Annotated in this window: 26 protein-coding genes; 19 read left to right on the top strand and 7 right to left on the bottom strand. The window is 39.5% G+C overall.

Annotation, left to right across the window (positions count from 1 at the left end; all coding sequences use genetic code 11):
- Nucleotides 1-328 precede the first annotated feature (328 nt).
- On the bottom strand, nt 329-1,780 hold the full coding sequence (sbcB, locus tag I6F48_RS03725; RefSeq protein ID WP_197118847.1) for an exodeoxyribonuclease I: 1,452 nt from the start codon (nt 1,778-1,780) through the stop codon (nt 329-331).
- A 138-nt stretch (nt 1,781-1,918) separates the two neighbouring features.
- Here sbcB and I6F48_RS03720 point away from each other — a divergent pair, with 138 nt between their 5' ends.
- The 6 genes from I6F48_RS03720 to I6F48_RS03695 all read left to right on the top strand — a co-directional run bounded on the left by I6F48_RS03720 (nt 1,919) and on the right by I6F48_RS03695 (nt 7,013).
- Entirely contained in the window at nt 1,919-3,136 is a 1,218-nt protein-coding gene (locus I6F48_RS03720) for a tyrosine-type recombinase/integrase (protein WP_197118846.1), read from the top strand.
- A gap of 126 nt (nt 3,137-3,262) precedes the next feature.
- On the top strand, nt 3,263-3,439 hold the full coding sequence (locus tag I6F48_RS03715; RefSeq protein ID WP_165739903.1) for a hypothetical protein: 177 nt from the start codon (nt 3,263-3,265) through the stop codon (nt 3,437-3,439).
- 137 nt (nt 3,440-3,576) lie between these two features.
- Nucleotides 3,577-3,969 (top strand): acetyltransferase, encoded by a 393-nt coding sequence (locus I6F48_RS03710; RefSeq protein ID WP_197118845.1) that lies wholly within the window; start codon nt 3,577-3,579, stop codon nt 3,967-3,969.
- 21 nt (nt 3,970-3,990) lie between these two features.
- Nucleotides 3,991-4,491, top strand: a complete 501-nt coding sequence (locus I6F48_RS03705; RefSeq protein WP_197118844.1) for a hypothetical protein — start codon at nt 3,991-3,993, stop codon at nt 4,489-4,491.
- 114 nt (nt 4,492-4,605) lie between these two features.
- The gene (locus tag I6F48_RS03700) at nt 4,606-6,138 is read left to right on the top strand and encodes a ParB/Srx family N-terminal domain-containing protein (RefSeq protein ID WP_165741256.1); all 1,533 of its coding nucleotides are present in this window, start codon (nt 4,606-4,608) and stop codon (nt 6,136-6,138) included.
- Nucleotides 6,135-7,013 (top strand): DNA adenine methylase, encoded by an 879-nt coding sequence (locus I6F48_RS03695; RefSeq protein WP_165741255.1) that lies wholly within the window; start codon nt 6,135-6,137, stop codon nt 7,011-7,013. Before I6F48_RS03700 ends, I6F48_RS03695 begins: the two co-directional genes overlap by 4 nt.
- A 76-nt stretch (nt 7,014-7,089) precedes the next feature.
- Here the strand turns inward: I6F48_RS03695 and I6F48_RS03690 are convergent, their stop codons facing one another.
- Nucleotides 7,090-7,728, bottom strand: coding sequence for a LexA family protein (locus tag I6F48_RS03690; RefSeq protein WP_165741254.1), 639 nt, complete (start codon nt 7,726-7,728; stop codon nt 7,090-7,092).
- Nucleotides 7,729-7,880: 152 nt separating this feature from the next.
- On the opposite strand from I6F48_RS03690, the gene I6F48_RS03685 reads away from it, so the two are divergent.
- The 9 genes from I6F48_RS03685 (at nt 7,881) to I6F48_RS03645 (ending at nt 13,958) form a co-directional block, all read left to right on the top strand.
- Nucleotides 7,881-8,099 carry a YdaS family helix-turn-helix protein gene (locus I6F48_RS03685; RefSeq protein WP_165741253.1) on the top strand — a complete coding sequence of 73 codons (219 nt, stop codon included), beginning with the start codon at nt 7,881-7,883 and terminating at the stop codon, nt 8,097-8,099.
- Entirely contained in the window at nt 8,096-8,389 is a 294-nt protein-coding gene (locus tag I6F48_RS03680; protein ID WP_197118843.1) for a helix-turn-helix transcriptional regulator, read from the top strand. Before I6F48_RS03685 ends, I6F48_RS03680 begins: the two co-directional genes overlap by 4 nt.
- Nucleotides 8,390-8,399: 10 nt before the next feature.
- Nucleotides 8,400-8,813, top strand: a complete 414-nt coding sequence (locus I6F48_RS03675; protein ID WP_165741252.1) for a hypothetical protein — start codon at nt 8,400-8,402, stop codon at nt 8,811-8,813.
- A gap of 9 nt (nt 8,814-8,822) precedes the next feature.
- Nucleotides 8,823-9,419: an SAM-dependent DNA methyltransferase gene (locus tag I6F48_RS03670; protein WP_165741251.1), complete on the top strand. Its 597-nt coding sequence runs from the start codon at nt 8,823-8,825 to the stop codon at nt 9,417-9,419.
- Nucleotides 9,420-9,438: 19 nt separating this feature from the next.
- The gene (locus I6F48_RS03665; protein ID WP_165741250.1) at nt 9,439-9,714 is read left to right on the top strand and encodes a hypothetical protein; all 276 of its coding nucleotides are present in this window, start codon (nt 9,439-9,441) and stop codon (nt 9,712-9,714) included.
- Nucleotides 9,715-9,718: 4 nt separating this feature from the next.
- The gene (locus I6F48_RS03660) at nt 9,719-12,310 is read left to right on the top strand and encodes a replication endonuclease (protein WP_197118842.1); all 2,592 of its coding nucleotides are present in this window, start codon (nt 9,719-9,721) and stop codon (nt 12,308-12,310) included.
- A 9-nt stretch (nt 12,311-12,319) separates the two neighbouring features.
- Nucleotides 12,320-12,580 (top strand): hypothetical protein, encoded by a 261-nt coding sequence (locus I6F48_RS03655; RefSeq protein ID WP_197118841.1) that lies wholly within the window; start codon nt 12,320-12,322, stop codon nt 12,578-12,580.
- 74 nt (nt 12,581-12,654) lie between these two features.
- The gene (locus I6F48_RS03650) at nt 12,655-13,089 is read left to right on the top strand and encodes a thermonuclease family protein (protein WP_231615177.1); all 435 of its coding nucleotides are present in this window, start codon (nt 12,655-12,657) and stop codon (nt 13,087-13,089) included.
- A 116-nt stretch (nt 13,090-13,205) separates the two neighbouring features.
- On the top strand, nt 13,206-13,958 hold the full coding sequence (locus I6F48_RS03645; protein WP_197118840.1) for a hypothetical protein: 753 nt from the start codon (nt 13,206-13,208) through the stop codon (nt 13,956-13,958).
- Here I6F48_RS03645 and I6F48_RS03640 read toward each other — a convergent pair.
- Entirely contained in the window at nt 13,944-14,198 is a 255-nt protein-coding gene (locus tag I6F48_RS03640) for an ogr/Delta-like zinc finger family protein (RefSeq protein WP_197118839.1), read from the bottom strand. The two genes, I6F48_RS03645 and I6F48_RS03640, sit on opposite strands and share 15 nt — an antisense overlap.
- Before the next feature lie 344 nt (nt 14,199-14,542).
- Here I6F48_RS03640 and I6F48_RS21270 point away from each other — a divergent pair, with 344 nt between their 5' ends.
- Nucleotides 14,543-15,106, top strand: coding sequence for a hypothetical protein (locus I6F48_RS21270; protein WP_231615176.1), 564 nt, complete (start codon nt 14,543-14,545; stop codon nt 15,104-15,106).
- 17 nt (nt 15,107-15,123) lie between these two features.
- On the opposite strand, the gene I6F48_RS03630 is transcribed toward I6F48_RS21270, so the two are convergent.
- From I6F48_RS03630 to I6F48_RS03615, 4 genes are read right to left on the bottom strand one after another with little or no spacing between them, the layout of a single operon-like run.
- On the bottom strand, nt 15,124-15,579 hold the full coding sequence (locus I6F48_RS03630; protein ID WP_197118838.1) for a hypothetical protein: 456 nt from the start codon (nt 15,577-15,579) through the stop codon (nt 15,124-15,126).
- Entirely contained in the window at nt 15,579-15,905 is a 327-nt protein-coding gene (locus I6F48_RS03625; protein WP_033040784.1) for a phage holin family protein, read from the bottom strand. Before I6F48_RS03625 ends, I6F48_RS03630 begins: the two co-directional genes overlap by 1 nt.
- Nucleotides 15,902-16,969, bottom strand: coding sequence for a phage portal protein (locus I6F48_RS03620; protein WP_197118837.1), 1,068 nt, complete (start codon nt 16,967-16,969; stop codon nt 15,902-15,904). The genes I6F48_RS03625 and I6F48_RS03620 overlap by 4 nt, the downstream gene beginning before the upstream one ends.
- Nucleotides 16,969-18,747 carry a terminase large subunit domain-containing protein gene (locus tag I6F48_RS03615; protein ID WP_197118836.1) on the bottom strand — a complete coding sequence of 593 codons (1,779 nt, stop codon included), beginning with the start codon at nt 18,745-18,747 and terminating at the stop codon, nt 16,969-16,971. The genes I6F48_RS03620 and I6F48_RS03615 overlap by 1 nt, the downstream gene beginning before the upstream one ends.
- A 205-nt stretch (nt 18,748-18,952) precedes the next feature.
- On the opposite strand from I6F48_RS03615, the gene I6F48_RS03610 reads away from it, so the two are divergent.
- The 3 genes from I6F48_RS03610 to gpM all read left to right on the top strand — a co-directional run bounded on the left by I6F48_RS03610 (nt 18,953) and on the right by gpM (nt 21,725).
- Nucleotides 18,953-19,834 (top strand): GPO family capsid scaffolding protein, encoded by an 882-nt coding sequence (locus I6F48_RS03610; protein ID WP_197118835.1) that lies wholly within the window; start codon nt 18,953-18,955, stop codon nt 19,832-19,834.
- 40 nt (nt 19,835-19,874) lie between these two features.
- Nucleotides 19,875-20,912: a phage major capsid protein, P2 family gene (locus I6F48_RS03605; RefSeq protein WP_182755111.1), complete on the top strand. Its 1,038-nt coding sequence runs from the start codon at nt 19,875-19,877 to the stop codon at nt 20,910-20,912.
- Between the two features lie 84 nt (nt 20,913-20,996).
- Nucleotides 20,997-21,725, top strand: coding sequence for a phage terminase small subunit (gene gpM / locus I6F48_RS03600; RefSeq protein WP_197118834.1), 729 nt, complete (start codon nt 20,997-20,999; stop codon nt 21,723-21,725).
- The last annotated feature ends 53 nt before the right edge of the window (nt 21,726-21,778 follow it).

Raw genomic sequence — 21,778 nt, 5'->3', positions numbered from 1 at the left:
TGCTTTTCACGTGAGCAAGCTCTACGTTTACCCCAAAGTGTAGATTTATGATTGTTTTTGGAGACGCGAAGCTTGCTTGCGTGATGGGCAAAGCCCGTAAAGTGACTTATTCACAAAGAGGTTATGAGGCGCTGCGCTTTTAGAGTAAGTGATTAATTTAAAGCTATTCTTGGCTTATGTCTTCTCATTTACTTCTCATTCGCTTCTCTTTGTGAAATAGATTTTACTTTGCGTGTAGTGGTACAAATATTTATAAACAAAAAAACGCGACATTTTATTGCTAAAGTGTCGCGTTTTTAATGCGTTATACACACAAACTTAAAGCAAATTACATGCTTTGTGCGTAGTTATATAGCGCCTTTAAAATTGTAAGATTTTTTTCGCTGTCGTCATGTTCATGCGCTAGGTTTTCAAGGGTGATCATAAAATCTTGCGCATTAATCGATGGTTGATCTTCCCCGTGCATTAACTTGTTTTGGCAATACTGGCGCCATTGGTCAAGCTCTTGCTGGTTTAGCGTTTCTGGCCAGTTACGGGCGCGGTATCTAAACAATAACGTATTAAACTTTTTATCTTCAAAATCTAAATTCAATCCAGCCAAATCATCTGGTTTTGCATCACGAATAATCGCAAATTTAGCTTTGTCGGCATGGCTTGTAAACCCATCGTAAAGTAAGTAGTCAACGTTAGTAGTTGCGCTGTAATCGCCTTGCTCGTTAAACACCTCGGTTACTTTATCGCGAAGGTCGGTATTGGCTTTTAAAATAGCTAAGTTAGCTAAGCACTGCTCACGGTCAATTCCTAAACGGGCGGCGTTTTCAGGCAATAACGTTTTAGCAGGCGCTAAAATAGGGCACTTGTTTAAATGCACCAGTTTTAAGCCAACAGGTAAATCGCCCTCGGCTAAATCTAAGCGTTTGGTGTATAAACGTTTACGTAACTCTTCAACATTTAAATCAATAAGTACTTGCGGGCTTTGAGTTAAATCAAAACAAATAACCGCGTTTTTATTAACCGGATGAAAGCTCATTGGTGCAACCCAGCTTGTACAGCCTTGCGTTGCTGGTATGCGCGACGTGGTATGCACCAGCGGCGTCATGTTAAATACATCAACTAACTCAGCAAGCGCTTTTTTACCACGCAAACCAAAAAAGAAGTTATACAGCTTTGGCTGTTTTTCTTTTATTAGTTTAGCCAGTGCAATAGTGGCGGTTACATCGCTTAGCGCATCGTGTGCTGCGGCGTGTTCAATACCATTAGCTACGGTTAAATGCTCTAGCTTAAAGCTTGGGCTGCCGTCTTCTTTTAATGGCCATTCAATGCCTTCAGGACGCAGCGCGTAACAAGCTCGTACTAAATCAATAATATCCCATCGGCTATTATTGTTTTTATATTCGCGCTCGTAGGGGTCGTAAAAATTACGGTAAAAACTATAGCGGCTTACTTCGTCATCAAACCGAATACTGTTATAACCGGCAACACAAGTATTTGGCACACTAAATTCGGCATGAATTTTTGCTATAAATTCCGCTTCAACCAAGCCTTTTTTCATCGCCACTTGTGGCGTAATACCCGTAATTAAACACGCCTCAGGGTGAGGCAAGTAATCCGCTTGCGGCTTACAATATTCAATAAGCGGCTCGCCAATAATATTTAAATCAAGATCGGTACGAACACCTGCAAATTGGCTCGGCTTATCCTTTTGTGGGCTTGCCCCCCAAGTCTCGTAGTCGTGCCAATAGATTGTTGCTTGATTCTCTTGATAGCTTTCATTATTCATTCTATGTCTTAGCCCTTTATTTTTACGGGTTATTAGCGCTGCTCAGTTTCTTTTTGTATTTTCGAGTTTCTTGTAATTGGCGCATGGTGTGTATAGTATCGTGTATAAATTTTTTGCTAACTGTGTATAAAAAATTAAATGGCGATCAGTGACACCAAATTAAGAAAGCTGCTAGGTAAAAATCAAACACCGTGCGTATTATCGCATAGAGATAGTTTAAGTGTAAGGGTATCTGCTAAGGGGACTATCACTTGGCAATACCGCTGCCGTGTTGATGCTAAGCAGGTAATTATCACGCTAGGGCGTTATCCAGGGCTTAGCATCAAAGAAGCACAAGACTATATACCGCTGTTTCAAAATTGGTTAAGCCAAGATAAAGACCCACGCCTAGAGCTTAAGCTTATGCGTAACAATGCCAAGGGCCTGCCCACAATGGCAGAAGTTGCTGCAACGTGGCTAGATAAAAAAGTACCCGACCTAAAAGAAAAAACACAAATTTTATACGCAAACCAAGTCAGTAAATGGATTGTACCAATACTTAATGATAAAAATACGCCGCTTGATTTAATGACCATTAAAGATTGGATAACTTACTTTGATGAAGTGAAAGCACAAGGCAGTGCTAAAACAGCCGGTACTATACTAGTACGTATTAAGTCGATTATTGGTTGGGCTGAAAAGCGAGGGGAAGTAAAACCATTTAACCCTGTGCTTACATTAAATGTAAATGATATCGGTGAACAAGCATCAGTTGGCCAGCGAGTTATGCGCTTTGATGAAATTGCAAAACTATGGATACAAATAGAAAGCTCAAAAGCCACACCAGCAACTAAAGCATGCCTTCAGCTAATTTATATAACAGGGGCAAGGCAATCAGAGGTTCGTTTAGCTAAGTGGGAGCATTTTGACTTTGACAACAATATTTGGACAGTACCATCAGAAAACTCGAAAACAAATAAAGCTATCCGCAGGCCAATTTCAGCGAAGATGAAAAGTATACTAGACACACTAGCAATGGTTTATGGGCGAAAAGGTTACTTAATACCAGGTGGTAATCCACACAAACCAATGACCACCCACAGTATTAATCGCTATTGCTGTCGGATGTGGGATCACTTGTTTGAAAAATATAAAATGCCCAAGTTTCTACCGCACGATTCCCGCCGTTCATTATCAACATTGCTCAGCGAAAATGGTGTAGCGCCGCATGTAACCGAAAAAATGTTAGGCCATACAATGCGTGGTGTAATGGCGGTATATAATAAACACGATTGGATAAAAGAGCAGACCACAGGGTATGAGCTTTATTGTGTATTAATAGAAAATGCGCTTAAAGCTGAATTATATAGCCAATGATGTGCAACAAGACATGAATACACACGTAGATACATAAAAGTTGACATAACCGTCAATAGGTTTAAAATTCTTTATAGGATTATTTTTATAATAATCTAATGATACAACGGCATTAAGGAGCTTATTATGGCTACCACGTCATTTGAAAAAAACTTTGTAGTAACCGATCAAAGAGCTATTCAAGCGTTCAGAGAAAACTGCAAAAAAGCCCATAAAGTTACAACAAATAATCGTAACCATGAGGCAGATAGAGTAAAAGGAATTGCGTTATTAAGACAACGGTTGTCCCACTCTCAGATCTAATAGAGGAGTTTGATGAAAAAGAATTACATCAACTCCTTTCTAGTTTTCGTAGTAATAAAAACACAGATGTTCAGTCCTTTTTAACAGATCCCAATAAATCAATCCGTCTTGAAAATACATCTAAATCACGCACATCTTTGATCCTCGATGATGGAGGGCAAATACTCGCTTATTTCTCTCTATCTCTAAAAGAAATCCACCTTAATCAAGATAATGAAAAGCCGATAAGTAAAAATTTACGCAAAAGGCTTGATGGTATTTGCAAAAATAGCGACCGTGTAAATGCTTACCTAATTGGCCAAGTAGGTAAGAATGACTCAATCAAAGATAACCCAATTAATCTGGATCTAATTCTCGAAGAAGCCTACACAATTATAGATAAAGCAAATCAACTTGTTGGTGGTAGAGTAATCATACTTGAATGTGAAAAAGTAGATAAATTAGTATCGTTATACCAAAATGCTGAGTTTAATATTCTGATAGATAATCCAGCGGAACGCTTGATTACTATGTATAGGTTCGTTAGATAATTTTAAACATAAAGGATTAAAATGATAAGTTGGTTTTCTTCAATTTTCTCTGAAAAAGCTCAGCAAGCACAATTAGTTACTATTTTAATCTCGGTGGCTGTTGCTATATTTGCAGTATTTTTAAATCAGTACTATCTCTCTCGACGGGCTCAAAAAGAAATTTATATAAAAAAAGCTGAAGAGGCTTTTCTGTTACTTCCCGATTTAAGATTTAAAATGTGCGCTTATATAGCTAATTTACATGTGAGAAAGTCAAAAATGGGAAATAATGAGCATAATGAATTGATAGGCATTATGAACAAAGTTGAAACGTATTTTGAGCTTTATTTTACTGATAATGCTTCAAGTGCAAAAAAAATTAAGGAGAATTATTTAGAATTGAGGGAGTCAATTTTGAGCAAACCAAGCGATGATACCATTAATAAAGGTGATATCACGGCTGATATTAAAAGTATTGAAAAAGAACTCAATGAATTAAAAGATTTGATCAAAAGCGTAATCCATATAAACAAACACTTATAATAATGATTGAAGGCTGGCTATCAAAAAACCAACTAGCTTTTAGGTGAACTGGACCTGAATTGCTGGTATATTATTGATTATTAGATTTATTTAAACTTGTGAAAGGAATGGTAGATGAGTAATTTTGATTGGTTAGAGAAAAGGACACCTCGAGCAGTTGATCAACTAAGGTTATGGTCTGAGAATCCTCGATTATCACCAGAAGAAAATTATGTTCATATGGCAGATTATGTACAAGAACTACTTGCTGATTCTAGTGAAAAAGACCATTTATATAAACTAATTCAAGCTATTGCTACTGATGGTTTTATTCCAGCTGACCCCATAGTTGTTTGGAAAAACCCTGATAATGAAAAGTATTACGTAGCAGAAGGGAATCGAAGGGTTTTAGCTCTCAAGCTATTACGTAACCCTGAAAGGGCACCGCTATCTATACGCTCTTTTGTTGAAAAACTATCTCGACAAATTGATCGAACAACTATAGAAAAAATAAATGTCAATGTTGCGCCAACATTTGACGATTGTGAGTGGTATGTAAATCAAAGGCATGCGGGAAGCTCACTACAGCGTAAGTGGTCGAGGTTACAGCAGCAACGTTGGATTGCCAATTTATATGATAAATATAAAGGGGATATTGATAAATTAATTGCTGTAACTAAATATTCGAAGGGCGAATTAGATCACACTCTACGAGTTTTGAAAATCAGAGATTTGGCTACAAATAATAAAATTTTAAGCCAACTTACAGAAGACGAGCAAAAATATGTGCAGTCTCATAGAGTGCCGATGACAATCTTTGAGAGGTGGTTTTTAAACACCAAAGTAAAAGAAGCGTGGGGCTTTTCGACTGAAGTTGAAGGTGTTGTCATCACATCAAATAAAAATAGCTTTTATGCCGCTTATGCGCAGTGGCTAAAGTATGTAATTAGAAAAGATGAAGATGACGTTGAGGTTAAAATTAATACCCGGACAATTGATAATAACCTCGATTCTTTGTTAGAAGCATTACCAACAGTTTCTTTTGATAAAAATGAACCTCAAGCTACAGATCCCAACCCAATGACACCTTTGGGCAATAATACGAACTCTAATACGGCTAATGTTGGTGAGAATGAAACTGATCACGAAGATACGGTTTCACCTTTACCCTCTTCATACCCTGATGCAAATATACCTACATTGTATAAGAATCCAGATAGGCCTAAACTTATTGTTGAATCTTGTCAGTTGCGAAGTGATAACCATAAATTAAATGCTTTATTTAAAGAACTAAAAATAATACCAATGGATAGATATAAAAACTGTTTAGCGTCTTCGTTAAGAGTTTTTCTAGATTTGGCCGTAAGAGATTATATTATCAAATCGAACTTAGATAAAAAAATAGGTCAGCAATATCGAAGAGATTTTCAAGAAGTTGTGTTAAAATATAGGTTAGAGTATTTGAAATCTAAAGTTATGGAAGCCAAAACTTTAGAGTATAAGCTAGTTGGTAAACTCCTAAATCCCTCAAATGATTTCAGTTTGGATACTCTTAATAGCTATATTCATGGCATACAAGTTCATCATGTCGACAAGAAGTTTCTAAATAGATTTTGGGATGCCTTATTTCCTTTACTTACATTTTTAGTGGATATTAAAGAGGTATGAAGACTTATTCACCTTTACGTTACCCTGGCGGTAAAGCAAAGCTAACAGCCTACGTACTAGAGACTTTAAAATTAAATAACTTAGAGTCTGGGACTTATGTTGAACCTTTTGCTGGCGGTGCAGCGATTGCTTGGTATTTGCTCATTAATAAACATGTAAAACATGTTTATATTAATGATTTAAATCCTTCAATTCATGCATTCTGGCATAGCGTGCTTAATGAAACAGATGCGTTATGTGAACTCATAAGCAATACACAGGTTGATATAGAACAATGGCATTTACAAAAAGCAATACAGCATGATGAAAAGTCAACATTATTGCAGCGAGGCTTTTCGACATTTTTTCTTAACCGAACTAACCGATCTGGGATAATAAAAGCAGGTGTTATTGGTGGGTTGAATCAAGATGGAAATTATAAAATAGATTGCCGTTTCAATAAATTACGACTTATTGAGCAAATTAAAAAAATTGCAGAGTATAAAAATAGCATTTGCTTAACAAATCTTGATGCAGCTGAGTTTTTGGATGAAGTGCTTCCTCATGTAGAGAATAAGTGCCTTGTTAATATAGATCCTCCATATTATGTAAAGGGTAAGGGGCTATACCAAAACTTTTTTGAACATGATGATCATTATAGATTGTTTGAAAGCGTTAAAAGAATTAAGCAGCCTTGGATAGTGACTTATGACGACGCACCGGAAATAAATGATATATATAGTGAGTTTTCACCAAAACCTTTTGGCTTGACTTACTCCGCGCAGCTAAAAAGAAAGGGTACAGAGGTTATGATTCTTAAGCCATCGATAAACGCCTGTAATTATAAGCCAGATATAACATTCAAAGAAGTTAGTAAATTATCAAATGCTAAGTAACCTGTAGATATAAACTTTCAAAGTTTATTTTAAGCCCGCTAATTACGGGCTTTTTTGTGCCTGCAATTTAGTAAAACTAAAGTGACTTACCTGTAAATATTACTTTTCCAACCAATGTGCAATTACCATTGATGGGTATTAGTTGCTCTGGCCAGTTGGGGTTGGCGGCTTTTAAAAATTTGTGGCCACCTTCAATAATGAGCTGTTTAAATGTGGCTTGGTTGTCGTCGTCTAGGCGTGCTACTACGTACGAACCGTGGATGCATTCGGCTTCAGGGTCTACAAAAATTAAATCACCCTCATCAAACTTTGGCTCCATGCTAATACCTTGCACCTTTAAAACAAAAGTTAGGTCGCTGCAATTAACAGGGCACATAAAACGTTCTGCGTCATACGCTTTAATTTCACTTATTTCTGACCAAGCGCCAGCTTGTACCCAGCTGATAAGTGGGGCGGTGGCTTTGATTGTTGGCCCTGGTGCAACGTTGTTATTTATATTTTTTGCATCACTCTGGATTTCGCCAATTCCAAATAGTAAATACTCTGGAGTGCAATTTAGTGCTTGGGCGAGAGCATCAATCTTACGAGGGCGTTTAGTTTCGCCTGATTCAATATTATGAATAGAGTTTTGTGCTAAACCCGCAATTAAGCCTAGCTGTGCTTGAGTCATTCCCAACTGAACACGTCTTTTTTCTACTCTTTTTCCTAAATCCATTTTTTAAATCCCTAATATTAAAATCGCTTAAAGTGATATTTACTGATTATTGCCTTTTTATTTTATTTTGTCTAATCAGTTAAATCGATATTGACATCGGTTTAATTGATATCTATTATCGGTTTAATTGATAAACACTGCTTGGAGGAAATATGAGTGCCGTAGCAAAAGCAATAGAAATAATTGGTGGGCAAACTAAAGCCGCCAAGTTGTTAAGCACAAAGCAAAACATTATTTGGTACTGGATTAACCGTCATTGCCAAGCCCCAGCGAAATACATTCCGCGTATTTCAGAACTAACTAACGGTGAAGTATCGGTAAACGATTTACTAGCCGATCATCAAAAAAGCAAAAAGGAAGATGCAGCATGAGTAATGAACAACAAATCATTTTATTAGATATTCACCCAGACGCAAAAGCGGTGTTGTTTGCACTACTACAAGAAAACAACCAATTACGCACTGAGCTTGAAGAGCAAAAAGACCGCTTAGTTAGCACTGTTGAAGCATGTGAGGTACTAGGCTGTGCCCGTAAAAAGTTTTGGATTTTGTCAAAGTTGTCTGATTTTCCTAAATCGATTCAATTTGGCAAAACTAATCATTATCGCTTAAACGAGCTAATTAAATTTAGAACGCAGCACCAACAAAGCCAAGATAGCTAGGATCATAATCATGACAAATGCAGCATTAGAAATTGCAAAAAAGCGCGGTGTTACAGGCGTAAATGAACAGCCTGAAAAAACTCAGTTAAAAGTTGTTGATGTAAAACCAACACCAAAGGGGCTTACTGAAATTAGAGGGCTATTTAACATCGATCGTCATACCGCTGAATATGTGTATACGCACTTGAGTAAGCCGCAACAAGTAATTGTGTGTTATTCGGCAGGTCTATCTAAAAGTGATTTGGAAAGGAGCTATCACCAATTTGACCGTGAAAAGCGCCTTAAAATACATCAAGCAATTTTACAGCTTCAAGAAATAGTAACCGCCTTTGTTGATGCTAATGCCATGACACCAAGCCGTTTTTTACAAAAACGAGATTTTAGCATTGCTAAAAACACTCAAAAAACAGAACAAGCACATTAGGGGCTGATCATGAGTTCACGAAATCGCGGTACGGTTAGCAACAAAGACGATTACTACGTTACACCTCATTGGTTAGTTAGTGAGTTTTTAGACGCAGTAAACCCGGCAAGCCCACACGCTAAAACGCCACTTGATTTAGGTAACGACATACTCGACCCAAGCGCCGGCGGGTGTGATAAATACCCAATGAGTTACCCAGCGGTATTAAACACACATGGTTATTTTAATGTTGAAAGTTGGGATATACGCATGGATAGCCGCGCCAGTAAAAAAGGGCACGACTTTTTAAGTGTTAAAGGTAAAGAGCAATACGATACTGTAATCACTAATCCCCCGTTTAGTATCTCTGAAGAATTTTTAAATAACGCGCTTACGTATGTTAAACCACACGGTTTAGTGATTATGCTGCAACGTGTGAATTGGTTAGGCACACAAAAGCGTTTTGAAATGTGGCAAACCATGCCGCTGCATTCTGTTTTTGTTCACCACAAACGCCCAGGCTTTAATCCTGAAAAGCCAAGTAAAACCGACTCAATAGAATACGCCCATTTTGTATTTTGCAAAACTGCAAAAGAAAACCTCACACCAAATCTGTTTGTAATTTAACCTCAAAGGAATACTAAAAATGAACACAATCAAAGACCAAGATCTATCTAAAAAACATTTAATACTCAATATTGTTTTACACACTATTGAGCAAGCAAATTTTACTATTCGTCTTTTAAACAAGCGCAGCACTGTGCACATGTTAATGCAGTGCGAAGACACGCTAACCGACTTGCTACCAATCGTAAAACTGATTGCTGATGACGATGTTAACTTTGAACAAGTTTATAGCCAAATGAGCATTGCATTAAACGCTGTGCAAATTGGTGGCGAACCAATGGAAATAGAGCTGTAACGCCGTGGCTAACCCTAAACTAATCGACCTTGAAACCCTTAGAGTATCTGGTATAGCTAAGGGCTTAATTTCGTCTATTAGCGATATTGACGACCGCAACTTTTTAGCGCGTGGCCTGCAAAATGTGCCAGTACCTTTACAAAGTCGTATGGCCCGTAAATACATGGACCGCTATAACCAAAAAAAGGCGGGTAGCCAATACCGTGCTAATACATGGTTACGCCGCACCATTGCCCGTTTAAAACCGCGCTTTGGCGTACTGTTTAGTATTACTCAAAATATGCCATTGCCATGGCATATTTTAAGCAGTATTGAAAAAACCAAAAAACACGCAGGCACACTCGCTTTGGAGTGCGTGCAAATAACGCTTGATGTAAGCGAAGAAAACCAACACCTACCGTATGAAAAAATAATATCGTTAACCTACGATGCAATAGCCACGCATGCCAAAGCAGTAGGCGCTAATGTGCCATTTTACGCCATGTGTGATGACAACTTGCCAACCGAATGTTACGAAATTGCATTGCTTAAAATGCAGTGTGATAAATGGTGGGCTCGTCAGTTAAAAACGCTGCGAAAGCAGTTTTTAGAATTGCTAGAAATTGCTACAGGCCAAGTAGGCAAAGACTTATACCACGACAAAAAAAGCAAGAAGCCTAAACGCCGTGGTATTAGCCCGTATTCATCAAAACAAGCACAGCGAGAATTTAGCTTTGCTCAAGCCAGTGGCCGCCAGTTCTTAGAAATGATGGAACTACAAAGCAGCGACGGCGATGTAATTGACTTAATTGAAGCAGTAAAAAGCGGCATGGCAAACCCCGCTAACCGCCGTAATGAGTTAATGCTAAGAATACGTGAAACCGAAGAGCTGGCCGATGAAATGGGCTATGTTGCCATGTTTTACACCATTACTTGCCCTGCGCGTTTTCATGCCAATGCAAATACGTGGGATGGTTCAACCCCTAAAGATGCCCAAAATTATTTAACTACTACGTGGGCACGTGCACGTTCAAAGCTAAACCGCCGCGACCTTAAATACTTTGGCGTGCGCGTAGTTGAGCCACATGCCGACGGTTGCCCGCATTGGCACATGATGTTATTCATGCCAAAAAATAAGCTTCAAGAAATCAACGCTATTTTGCGTTGGTACTTTATTCAAGAAGATAAAACCGAGCTTTACAATCGTTACGGCCCTGAGCTTACTCGAGCAAAAGTATTTAATAAATTTGTAGATATAAACACCCACGGCACACACATAAAAACGGTTGAAGCCTGTGTTAAATACCGTGCGGGTACAGAAAAAAGTCATTTATTTAAGCTTTACAAACAAAAGCGTACCAAATGGGGCTTTGCAAAAAAGAAAGCCAATGAAGTAGCCATACAGCGCAATAAAGAAGAGGCCGAGAAAGCCAAGGCTGAAAAAAGAGAACCTAAAAAATTTAAGGCTAAAAACCACAAAGCGCCTACCAAATTTTACCGCACATTCAGCCCACGCTTTGACGCTGTAAAGCTGGATAAAAGCAAGGGCAGTGCAGCCAGCTATATTGCTAAATACATCAGTAAAAACATTGATGGCTATATGCTTAATGACCACGTTGACGCTGACACAGGCGAAAACCTGCAAGAGCAAGCTAACCCCGTTTTAGCCTGGGCTAGCACATGGAACATTCGCCAGTTTCAATTTCAGGGTTCGCCAAGTGTAACCGTGTATCGAGAACTGCGCCGCATGCGTACCGCTGTAAAAGACGAAGTAATAGAGCCTATTCGCTACGCTGCAGATACTGCCAACTGGAAAGACTACGTAAAACTGCAGGGTGGTATGTGTATTGGCCGCGCCGCTAACTTTAAATCAATGTATGAAGCCACCCCAATGGGTAACGACTACGCCGAAGTAGTACGCCGTATAAAAGGCGTTATTACTAATACTGATTACAAAGCAACGCTTACACGCTTGTTTAATGACGTGCACAACGTAATTACAGATACCAGCTTAAAAACTCGTTTAATCGAATGGACCAGGCAGCTCAAAGGCACAGCCGAAAAACTCAATGCTAAGGATAACACCAACGTCGGCGCAGCCGACCTATCTTGGTCTAGTGGTAATAACTGTACGCCTATAGCCGTGGGCTCTAGCGCAGAGTTAATATTCAATATGGTGGGGTGTGATGAAAAACAGATCACAGAGGTTAAAAAGGATCTAAATAGCGGTAAGAGGATCGCCAGAGACGGCCAAATTTACCAAATTAAAAACGGCCAACTTCATGTTTTAGACGAAACCGCACAAATAAAGCACAACAAGCACCTCGCTATTGAATACCGAGCAAAAACACTCGCCCAAAAATCGGCTAGCTGGCATGTAACAGAGGATCACTGGCAGCAAGCTCGCCAATTAGTAGACCTAGCTTACCAATATGCCCAGCTAGACGAGCGCGAAACCCTCAGTGCAACACGCAATGAACAAGGCGAATTTCATTATGGCGAGCCTAAAAACGGTCTTATCACCATTGGCGATTGGGACTTAGCAATTTTAGTAAACAACAACAGCGCATCTGCAATCAGCGATAACGATTGGTGGTCACTAGACTTAATGGCGTAGGAGAAAAAAATGACTATTCAAATTTCAAAAGTACTCATGCCAAAGGCATGCATTAGTTGCCAGGCGTTTTGCCCAAAAGGGTATGCAGAGGATCAGCACAGCCCGTTTATTACTAAATTCGATAAGCCCGCGCCTAAAACCCAATACGGCCAGTGCGATAAAACTAAAAACAGCGTATTTGCCACTGAAATTTGCACCGGCTATCAGCAAGAACTTAACGCCGATGTATTTACAGTAATCAACAGACCACAACCAAAACAACAGATGTAACTATGAAAAAAGAGCATTATTAGTTATACATCGTTATGTACAAATCAAACTTAATGAATAGTAGGATAAATCAAATGAAATACTGTGTATTTGCGTTACTCATAAATTGTAATGTCAGTGCTGAAAGCATTAAAGACATGACGTTTGGCACATTAAAGGTGAGTGAAGTTACCTCTATTTATGATGGAGATACATTTAGAGCAAATTTAAGTGATCTTCATCCACTAATATCTAAACGTATTGGTATTAGAGTCTCAGGCATAGATACACCTGAAATGAGAGGAAAATGCAATAAAGAGAAGAAACTAGCACGAGAAGCGAAACAATTTACAGTGAACTTTTTAAGGTCTTCAAGTGATATTGAGTTAAGAAACGTTAAACGTGGTAAGTATTTTAGAATTGTGGCTGATGTATATGGAGATAATAAAAGTCTAACCAAGGCATTACTAAGTAGTGGTTTAGGGGCTCCTTACAGCGGTAATAAAAAAACTAAAAATTGGTGTGAATAAAAACAGATAAAAAAGGATGATATGCGGTGCAGGCCTTTTCTATATCTAATTTCCATAGACTTTATATAGAGCTGAATGTTATACACCTAAAATAATTCAAAGAAGGGTTCAATGGAATGCTGAAAAAGTTAGATAAATACATGGATAATTTAAAATCCCCTTACTGGGAAGTTTATTTTTTGATCATCGTCATAGCTATCGGCATTGCTGGCACGGCTGTAATTTTTATTGATCCTATGGGATTAGCGAGCAAGTTAGGAAACGCTGGTAGTTTTTTGGGTGGATTATTTACCATCGCAGCTGTGGTAATAGCTATTATTACATTTAAAAAAATGCAAAGTGAAAATAAGGAAAGGCTAAAGTTTGACACTATAAATCAATTAGAAATTGAAATAATCCCCAATATAGTAAATACAATGATAGATAATCTTATTTTTATAAAAGATAAAATATATCAATTAAAGACCCTTAAAGTTGAGTTGAATGCAGATGAAGAACAAGAAATATTAAATAGACATGAAAATTTAAAAAACCTAATTAATCAGTATGAAATAAAATTGAAATATCTAGAAAGAAACATAGGTACTAATATTGATAAGATTATATGGGAATCTGATTTTACTAATTTTATAAATTCATTTAATTACTTATTAGAAAAATTAAGTTCTGAACCTATAGAAGTAGAGGGAGAGCTGATAAATGTAAGATATGAATTTATAAAGTCTATAAGAAATCACATATATCAAGAATACATTAAAAGCTCAATTCATTTAGAGAAAAGAAATTTCGTATATAAATCAAAATTAAAATTCTTGTATGATATTACCTCAAGAAAAAGTAAGGTAATTGCTTACTTACATACTTTGTAGCCCAATTAACTCTAATTGTTCTTCACGCGGTAGGTTTTTAATAAGCGATGCGGCTAATTGCGCAGTGGTTTTACACGGAGGATTTAAAAAGTGATCAAACGATTGGGTAATACGGAACGTAGCCCCGCACTCTTTAGTATTGGTACACGAGCAATATAAATTAACAACATGGGCGCTTTGCTTTTCGCGTGACGTAATTGTTGCTTTAGCTTCGCAATTTGGACAAGTAACCCGCGCCATAATATTCACCAATCGTTAATAAAAATACACTGTTATTATATACAGTGGTTGCGTGTATGCCAAACAACCATTTAACTATTAGCTGAGAACCCAAAGGCTCCAAAATTCACTCCTCCTCGCCTTCCGCTTTCGTGCAAAAAACGCGTCAAATTGACAACCCCAATGACACACCATTAATCGCCAGTCAGCGCAGTGAAGGGATCTGTAAACAACTTTAAAAAGATCGCATTGTCAAAAAGTGACAACCTTTGACAATAAAGTGACAGCAAAAAGATCAAATAGCTGGTGATTTACCTAATATTGAAATATTATCAATTTATTATCAGTTAAGTGATAAATAAATTATGAACTATTTATACAAAGGCTCTCAAAGCCAAGAGCGGTTAAATGCACTATTGTCGTTTGGTAAAAGCACCAGTGAAGATATAAAAGCAGCACTCAGTGATTACTTAGTTCGCGGTATTAGCAAGACCAATGCAGCAACGCTTAATGGTGTGAAGGGGCCAAATTTCACAAGGGCACTTAACCGGCTTGAAGTTGTTGCCGGTAAATTTGAAAACGCATTAGAAATTGAATGGTACTCAAAAAGGCAAGATATGAAATTAGAATTAATAAAAGAAAGAGTTGATGCTTTATTGGTTGAGTTAAACTCGTTACTAACTAGCCTTGAATATTCAGATGATGATTTAGAAAAGCATACGAGTAGAATAATTAACAGGCTTGAATTAGAGATTGATCATATCGGTACCAGTAAACGCAGTACTGAAAATGAGCATTGTTATATGGCTGAAATTTATGATGAAGCAGTAACCCCATTAGTTTTTAATCCAAATGAGCATGTGACTGATAGGATAGAAACCAGCATTCAAAGAGTTGAAGACTGGCAATCTCGATTAGCTAATTTATAAAACCAAAGCGCTAGTTCCTAACTAGCGCTTTTATTATCTTTGCTCTTACTCCCCCAAAAAGCTCTAAACAATCGCATTAGTCCAAGCGTTGAAACGGCAATACCTACAATCACAAATTCAAAGTACCAGGGCGCGCCTTTATAGCCCATTGCTTGCCAGCCCTTGCTCATATAAGGTTGCATATCGGGGATAAAATGGCACACAAACAACCCCAAAAAGAATAGAATGATCACTTCATCCATAATGGTTTTGTCGCGGTTTTTTAAAACCAGTAAGTCATAATCAGCGTCGTTTTGTTCGGCCTGCATACAGCGTTTTGCTTTGGCATTAAACTGCGCAATTTTAAAGTTGTTTTCAGCGCGAGCTACATCGGCGGCCATTTCTGCCGCGATGCGTTTACGCTCAACATAGCCGCCGGTTAAATCAGCTATTGGGTCTGTGATGAATGAAACCAGTGTTTTTAGCCATCCCATTATTTAATCCCTCTGATAAATTTAATAAAGCCTTTTGGGTCTTTGCTAAACGATTTAATTAGCTTATCGAACCCTTCTAAAATGTGTGGGGCCGCATACGCTGTTACGCCAATCACACCCGTTTTTAGGCTTTCGTCAAAGCCGCGCCATTCACAAAACATAGCCGCTAAGTATGCTGCAAAAATAGCAACGAGCACGTTCATACAATAATGAAAAAACGTAAATTGCTTTTTGCTTAAATACATTTGAATAGCGGCTGCTAAAAAGCTCAACATAAATAAACGTCCCCATTGTTTAATAAACTCTGTTACATCTATCCAGCTCATGCGGCTTCCTTGGTAGTTGGGTTTAAGTCTGAATACTCAGGCTCTTTAAATTCAATATGCTGCGCGGCAGGTAAGTAGTTATTAATGCCTAATACGTCTTGCTGCAAGGGCACAACTTCATTGTTGTAATAGGCACGGGTAATTTTGTCTAAATCACCAAAGCCAGGGCTGTCGCCAGATGATTGGCCGCTCAGTGCTTCTTGCGCACGGTGCATGCTGAGCATGTCGTTAAGGGTAATTTTTTTAATGCGCTCAAATTCGTCTTTTGTTGATATGTCGCCCACCGGTGTAATGTTTATCGCTTTTTCAGCATCGGCTTTATTACTGCGAAAATTAAAAAACAAACTTCTAAAGTTACCCACGCCTTTGCTGTCGCGTATGGCATTTTTAAGAGCGGTTTCATCGTCAGCGCTTAAATTAGGGTCAGCCATTGAGAATATAAAGCCCATGTGCGCACCGTTCTTGTAATAACGGCGACGAAATAACGTGGCATCTTCATTAAGCAACGCCGACTGAATACCGCCGTAATATTGCGGTATGCCATAAATGCCTTGCCCGGGGTCGTATTCCTTTACGTGTATTATTTCGCCTTCATTAAAGTAAATAGGCTCATGACTGCGATTACTTAATTGCGCGTACACACCGCGTTTATCGGTATAACGCATAGTCAGTGCAGGCAAGTGGCGCAGTTTAATAACTTGCCCAAATGAATTTTTAATAACCTGCAAATAGGCGTTACCGCTCCACAGCAAATCAAACGCAAATTTGCTAAGCGCTTGGTGGCTTAAAAGCGGGTTAGGCTTATACCACTTTAAAATCATGTTGCGTTTAAAGTAGAGAATTGGCCCATGCTGGGCATTTACACGCAGCAGTTTAACCAAGCCTTGCAAATTAATGGGCGGGGCGTAAATGCCGTTACTGTCACTAAACACCCCAACGTAATCGGTTAGCCGGTTGTCTAAACATGGCTCAGGATCGCCAAAGCTAAACGTATCAGTTACCGCTGTGCGTTGGTTGTAGTTAGGCGCTTGGCCATTACTTACTTGTAATCGTGGTTTACTCATTAAGCTGCAATTCCTACAGATGTTTGACGGCTATGGGCGTTACCGTCGAGTGGTTCAAATAACATGGCGTGCATAATTGCCCACGCAATATCGGCATGGCCTGTTGTCGCGGTGCGGTTTGTGGCATAGGTAATTTGGTCACCCACCACTTTACGGCGAATATTAATGAACGAGCTGGCAATATTTACCGCGTCCTGGTCAAACTCAAAGCGGCGGTTTTGAATAACGTTAATGGCTTTAATTACCATGCGGTTTTTAATAATGGGGTTGTAATGAATCGGCTCAGCATTAGGGTAAAACTTAGTAATAAGCTCCCACACACCATAGCCAATGCCGGTAGTGTCTACGCCAATATGCACAACGTTGTATTTTTCGGTGAGGTGTTTTATCTCGTTTGCCATTGCTTCAAAGTCGTTGCCGCTTAAATCAAGTGCTTCTAGCAGTAAAAACTTTTCGCCTGGCTTCATTGGCGCACTTAAAATGGCAACACTTGCTTTATCACCAAAGCGAGCAGGGTCAAAACCAATCACAACAGGGCGCAGGCCAAACGGGCGCTCGTAAGCTAAATCAAAGTCGCTCCACTTAGTCGAGTCGCCCACGCAGTTCATAAGCTGTTTAAGATTAAACGCGCTGTGGGCATCATCAATAAATTTACACATAAACAAGTTATTAAACTCATCTACGCTGTATTCGTTTTCAAGTACGCCAATATCTATACGGTCAAAACCACTGGTTACTACATCGTAAACCGTGAGCATTTGACGCCAAATACCGTCGTCACATAACTGGCCGTTCTTTAGGTTTTTATGGCTTACATCAATAGCAAATTCAGGATCGTTACACGCCTTTGTTTTACGGTACCATTTACCGTTCCAATGGTCGTAGGCTTCGTGGCTGGTAACCGATGGCGTACTAAAATACGTTATTCGTAAATTTTTGTGGGTTGCCATGGCCTGCGCCAAACCGCGCAACGACTTATATTTTGGTATCCAAAACACTTCATCAATATATAAATCGCCTGATTCTGATTGTGCAGTACGGGCATTGGTTGATTTAAATATTAGTTTAACCGTTTTACCGCCGGCTAAATTAAGCACCATGGGTGAGCCGCTAAGCTCAACATTAAAATGCTCACGCACCAACGCCACAATATTGGCTTTAAATACTTCGGCTTGGTCGCGGCTCGCTGATATAAATATTTTATTACGACCATTTACAACTGCATCGTAAAACGCTTCGAATGCAAAATAAAATGTAGCGCCAATTTGACGTGGTTTTAATATAAAGCGGGCGCGGTGGTCTTGGTTATCAAACCAATGTTTTTGGTGAGGGTAAAGTAATGTGTCTTTAAGCTCGTTGAGCATTTCAAGGATAATGCCAGAGCAATCGTTTTTCTTTTTCTTCTTCGATTTTTTATCATTATTGTTATGACTACCGCTGTTATTGTTGGCGGGGTCGTCATTACTTGCGCGCTGTTTTGGGGCTGGGGCTAATTTACTTTTATTAAGTGCGCACAACTGGCGCGTGCAAAAGTCGAGCTCTTTATAGTCAGCATCGGTTTTATCGTCTTTATCGGCCAGTACATTAATGCGTTTGCTAAAAGCCATTTCGGCGTTATAGCTTGGGCACATGTCCTCCCACTTGCCAGCCTCCGACCAACGGCGAATGCTACGCGCACTGGGCATGTCGTCAAGCTCGGCTATTTCGTCCACCGTGTAGCCCTCAACAACATACAAATCTTGTGCTTTTTTGCGTATCTCTGGTCCGTAGTTCGCCATCTATTGCGCCGCTTTTATTAATCCATAACGGCAGTGTATTCGTTATAAAACGCTTAATCTGTCAGTCAAAAACCTAGCCATTCCTAAAAGTTAAATATAGGAATTTCAAAAAGTTAAACCGTTGGAAAGGAATAAAAAGAGGGTGCAAACTGCAATCACTTTAAAGCAATACGCTTAATTTGCACATATTTAAAAAGGGTTGTTTATGCCAGGTCAACTACGTACTAAACCGTTATCGATTGCCGCTGTAGGTATGACCGTTGATGGCCGCGAAATATCAGAGCAAGACGTAGCCGACATTGTAGAAACCTATAACCCGCGTAAATACGGTGCACGCATTAATGTTGATCACGAGTTTAACTGGTCAGGTTGGGCCGCTAAAAACCTGCATAACGTGGACATTCCCGGCATGTTGGGAGATGTAGAAAGCGTTGCAGCCTATGAAAACGAAGAGGGCGTTGTGTGCTTATACGCAGTGCTTGCGCCCAATCAAGGGTTTGTAGAGCTGAACAAAGCAGATCAAGCTGTTTATTTTAGTATCGAAATTAGCCGCGATTTTATGGGCACAGGCAAAACCTACCTAACCGGTTTAGCAGTAACCGACTACCCAGCCAGTTGCTATACCGACCGTATCCATTTCAGTAGTAAGAGTAAGCCAGATGACACGGACGTCTCTTTATTAAAAGTTGATTTAGGATCATGTGAGCCTATCGACGCCGCACCTAAAAAACCATTTTTTAAACGACTATTCGCAAAGGAAGAACCCGACATGAACGAAACACAATTAGCCACTGCATTAAAAGATGCGCTGGGCACACCGCTTAGTGAGTTTGCTAAAAAACTAGACGGCTTAGCCACAAAGCTTGATTCGTTTTCAACCACAAAAGTGGAAGGTGAAGAAACGCCGTCAGCTGATGATGAAAACACTGAATTAGCTCAAGTAAAAGAAGAGCTATCAAAAACAAAAACAGCATTGGACGAACTTAACGACAAGTTTACCAAAGCGTTGAAAACACCTGCGGGTGATACCACTGACGCCGACGAAGAACCCGAAGGCGATGAGGGTAAATACAGCAACTGCTTGTAATTACATCACCAACTTAACTTAGCTAAACGCAGGAAAGAATATGAAAACCAGAACTAGAGAATTATTTGTCGCCATTATGGCAGGCATGGCCGTTAATTACGGCGTTACATCAATGAGTGAGCAGTTCAACGTTGAGCCTACAACCGAGCAGCGCTTATATGATGCTGTTTATGAATCGGCTGAATTTTTACAGATGATCAACACCGTACCGGTAGACGACTTAGTTGGTCAGTCAGTGATCATGAGTGTAGACGGTGGCGTTACAGGTCGTGCAGGCGTTGAAACTGACGACACCAAAGAGCGTAAAACCCGTGATGTATCAAAGCTCGATAAACGTGAATACCGTTGTTATCCAACAGAATGCGACATTCATATCACATGGGTAAAAATGGATCAGTGGTCTAAGTTCCCTGATTTTCATAATCGATATCGTAATCACGTACGCCAGGCTATTGCGCTCGACATTATTAAAATTGGTTGGAATGGTACGCACGTAGCTGATACCACAGATATTACAGCCTATCCAATGATGAACGATGTAAACATTGGCTGGCTACAACTAATTCGCCGCGATGCACCCGAGCGCGCAATTAGTGAAGGCGCAACCGCTGGCGAAATTCGTATTGGTGCTGGCGGCGATTACGAAAACCTAGACCAAGCGGTGCACGATGCATTGCAAGGTATTCCAGAGCACAAACGTGCAAACATGGTGGCTATTATTGGCGACGAGCTTTTAGCGCAAGACAAAAACAAGCTGTACGCCAAGCAAGCACATACCCCAAGTGAAAAAACCAAGATTGAGCTGCAACAGGTGATTGATACCTATGGCGGTTTAATGACATACAAAATTCCGTTTTTCCCCGCTCGTGGCATTTTAGTCACTAGCTTTGACAACTTAAGTCACTACGTACAAACGGGATCAACGCGTACCAGTGTAGAAAACAACGCTAAGAAAAAACGCGTTGAAGACTACCTATCACGAAACGATTGCTACTACGTAGAAGACCTTGAAAAAGTCATGTACTTCGAATCAACCAGTATCAAGTTACCAAATTCAGACGGTAGCGCCTGGATTTAAATATTCGGTAAATTCCCATTTGGCCGGCTTGTTTAATCCAATTTTCGAGCCGGTCTTTTTAACCACATTAAAGAGTGTTTTTAAATGAGCTTAGTCAAAAAATCATTAGCCAAAGCAGCAAGCAGCGTACCAACAAGCACTGACAAAAAAGCGCCAACGGTCGCGGCAACAGCCACGAGTACCCATGCGCCAACCCCTATCACTACGCAAACCGAGTACCAGCTTTATGCAGCAGCCATCGAATCTGACTTAGCTCAACTAAAAACATTTACTGATATTGCAGACAAAGCGACTTACAAGTCTGAAGCGTTAGAACGCCAAGACTATTTAGGGTATATCAATCAATATCGATTAAGCGGCCAGTGCCACCCGAACACGGTTTTAGCATGGGTGTTTATTTGGTTGGTTGACTTAAAACGCTGGGATGCAGCGCTAGAACTCCTGCCGTTTATGGTTGAGCAAAAACAACCACTACCAACGGTATTTAATACCAAACATTGGCCTGCATTCGTTATCGACCAACTCTATGACGATGCAAATTACTACCTAACAGAATCAAAGCAGCAAGGCTTATTTGATATTAGCTATGTACTGCGTGGCTTAATCAATACCGTAAAAAACCAAGACTGGAACGGCCTTGAAGTGGTGGGCGGTAAATTGTACGCCATTGCTGCCAAGGTTGATGCAGCCCAGCACAACTACGGTAATGCTCTGATATTTGCAGAGCATGCCCAAGCCATTAACGACAAAGCAGGAGTTAAAGGTTTAGTCGATAAGTTAACAAAGCAATTAAAAGCAACGGTTAACGAGTAACAGCTCCAACGCCAGCGGGCAACTTAGCACAGTGCGAGTATTAATTATGTCGC

Source organism: Pseudoalteromonas sp. SWYJ118 (assembly GCF_015864505.1).
GTDB lineage: Bacteria > Pseudomonadota > Gammaproteobacteria > Enterobacterales > Alteromonadaceae > Pseudoalteromonas > Pseudoalteromonas arctica.
The sequence above is the reverse complement of the archived record's forward strand: the minus strand, read 5'-3'. Positions and strand labels throughout refer to the sequence as shown.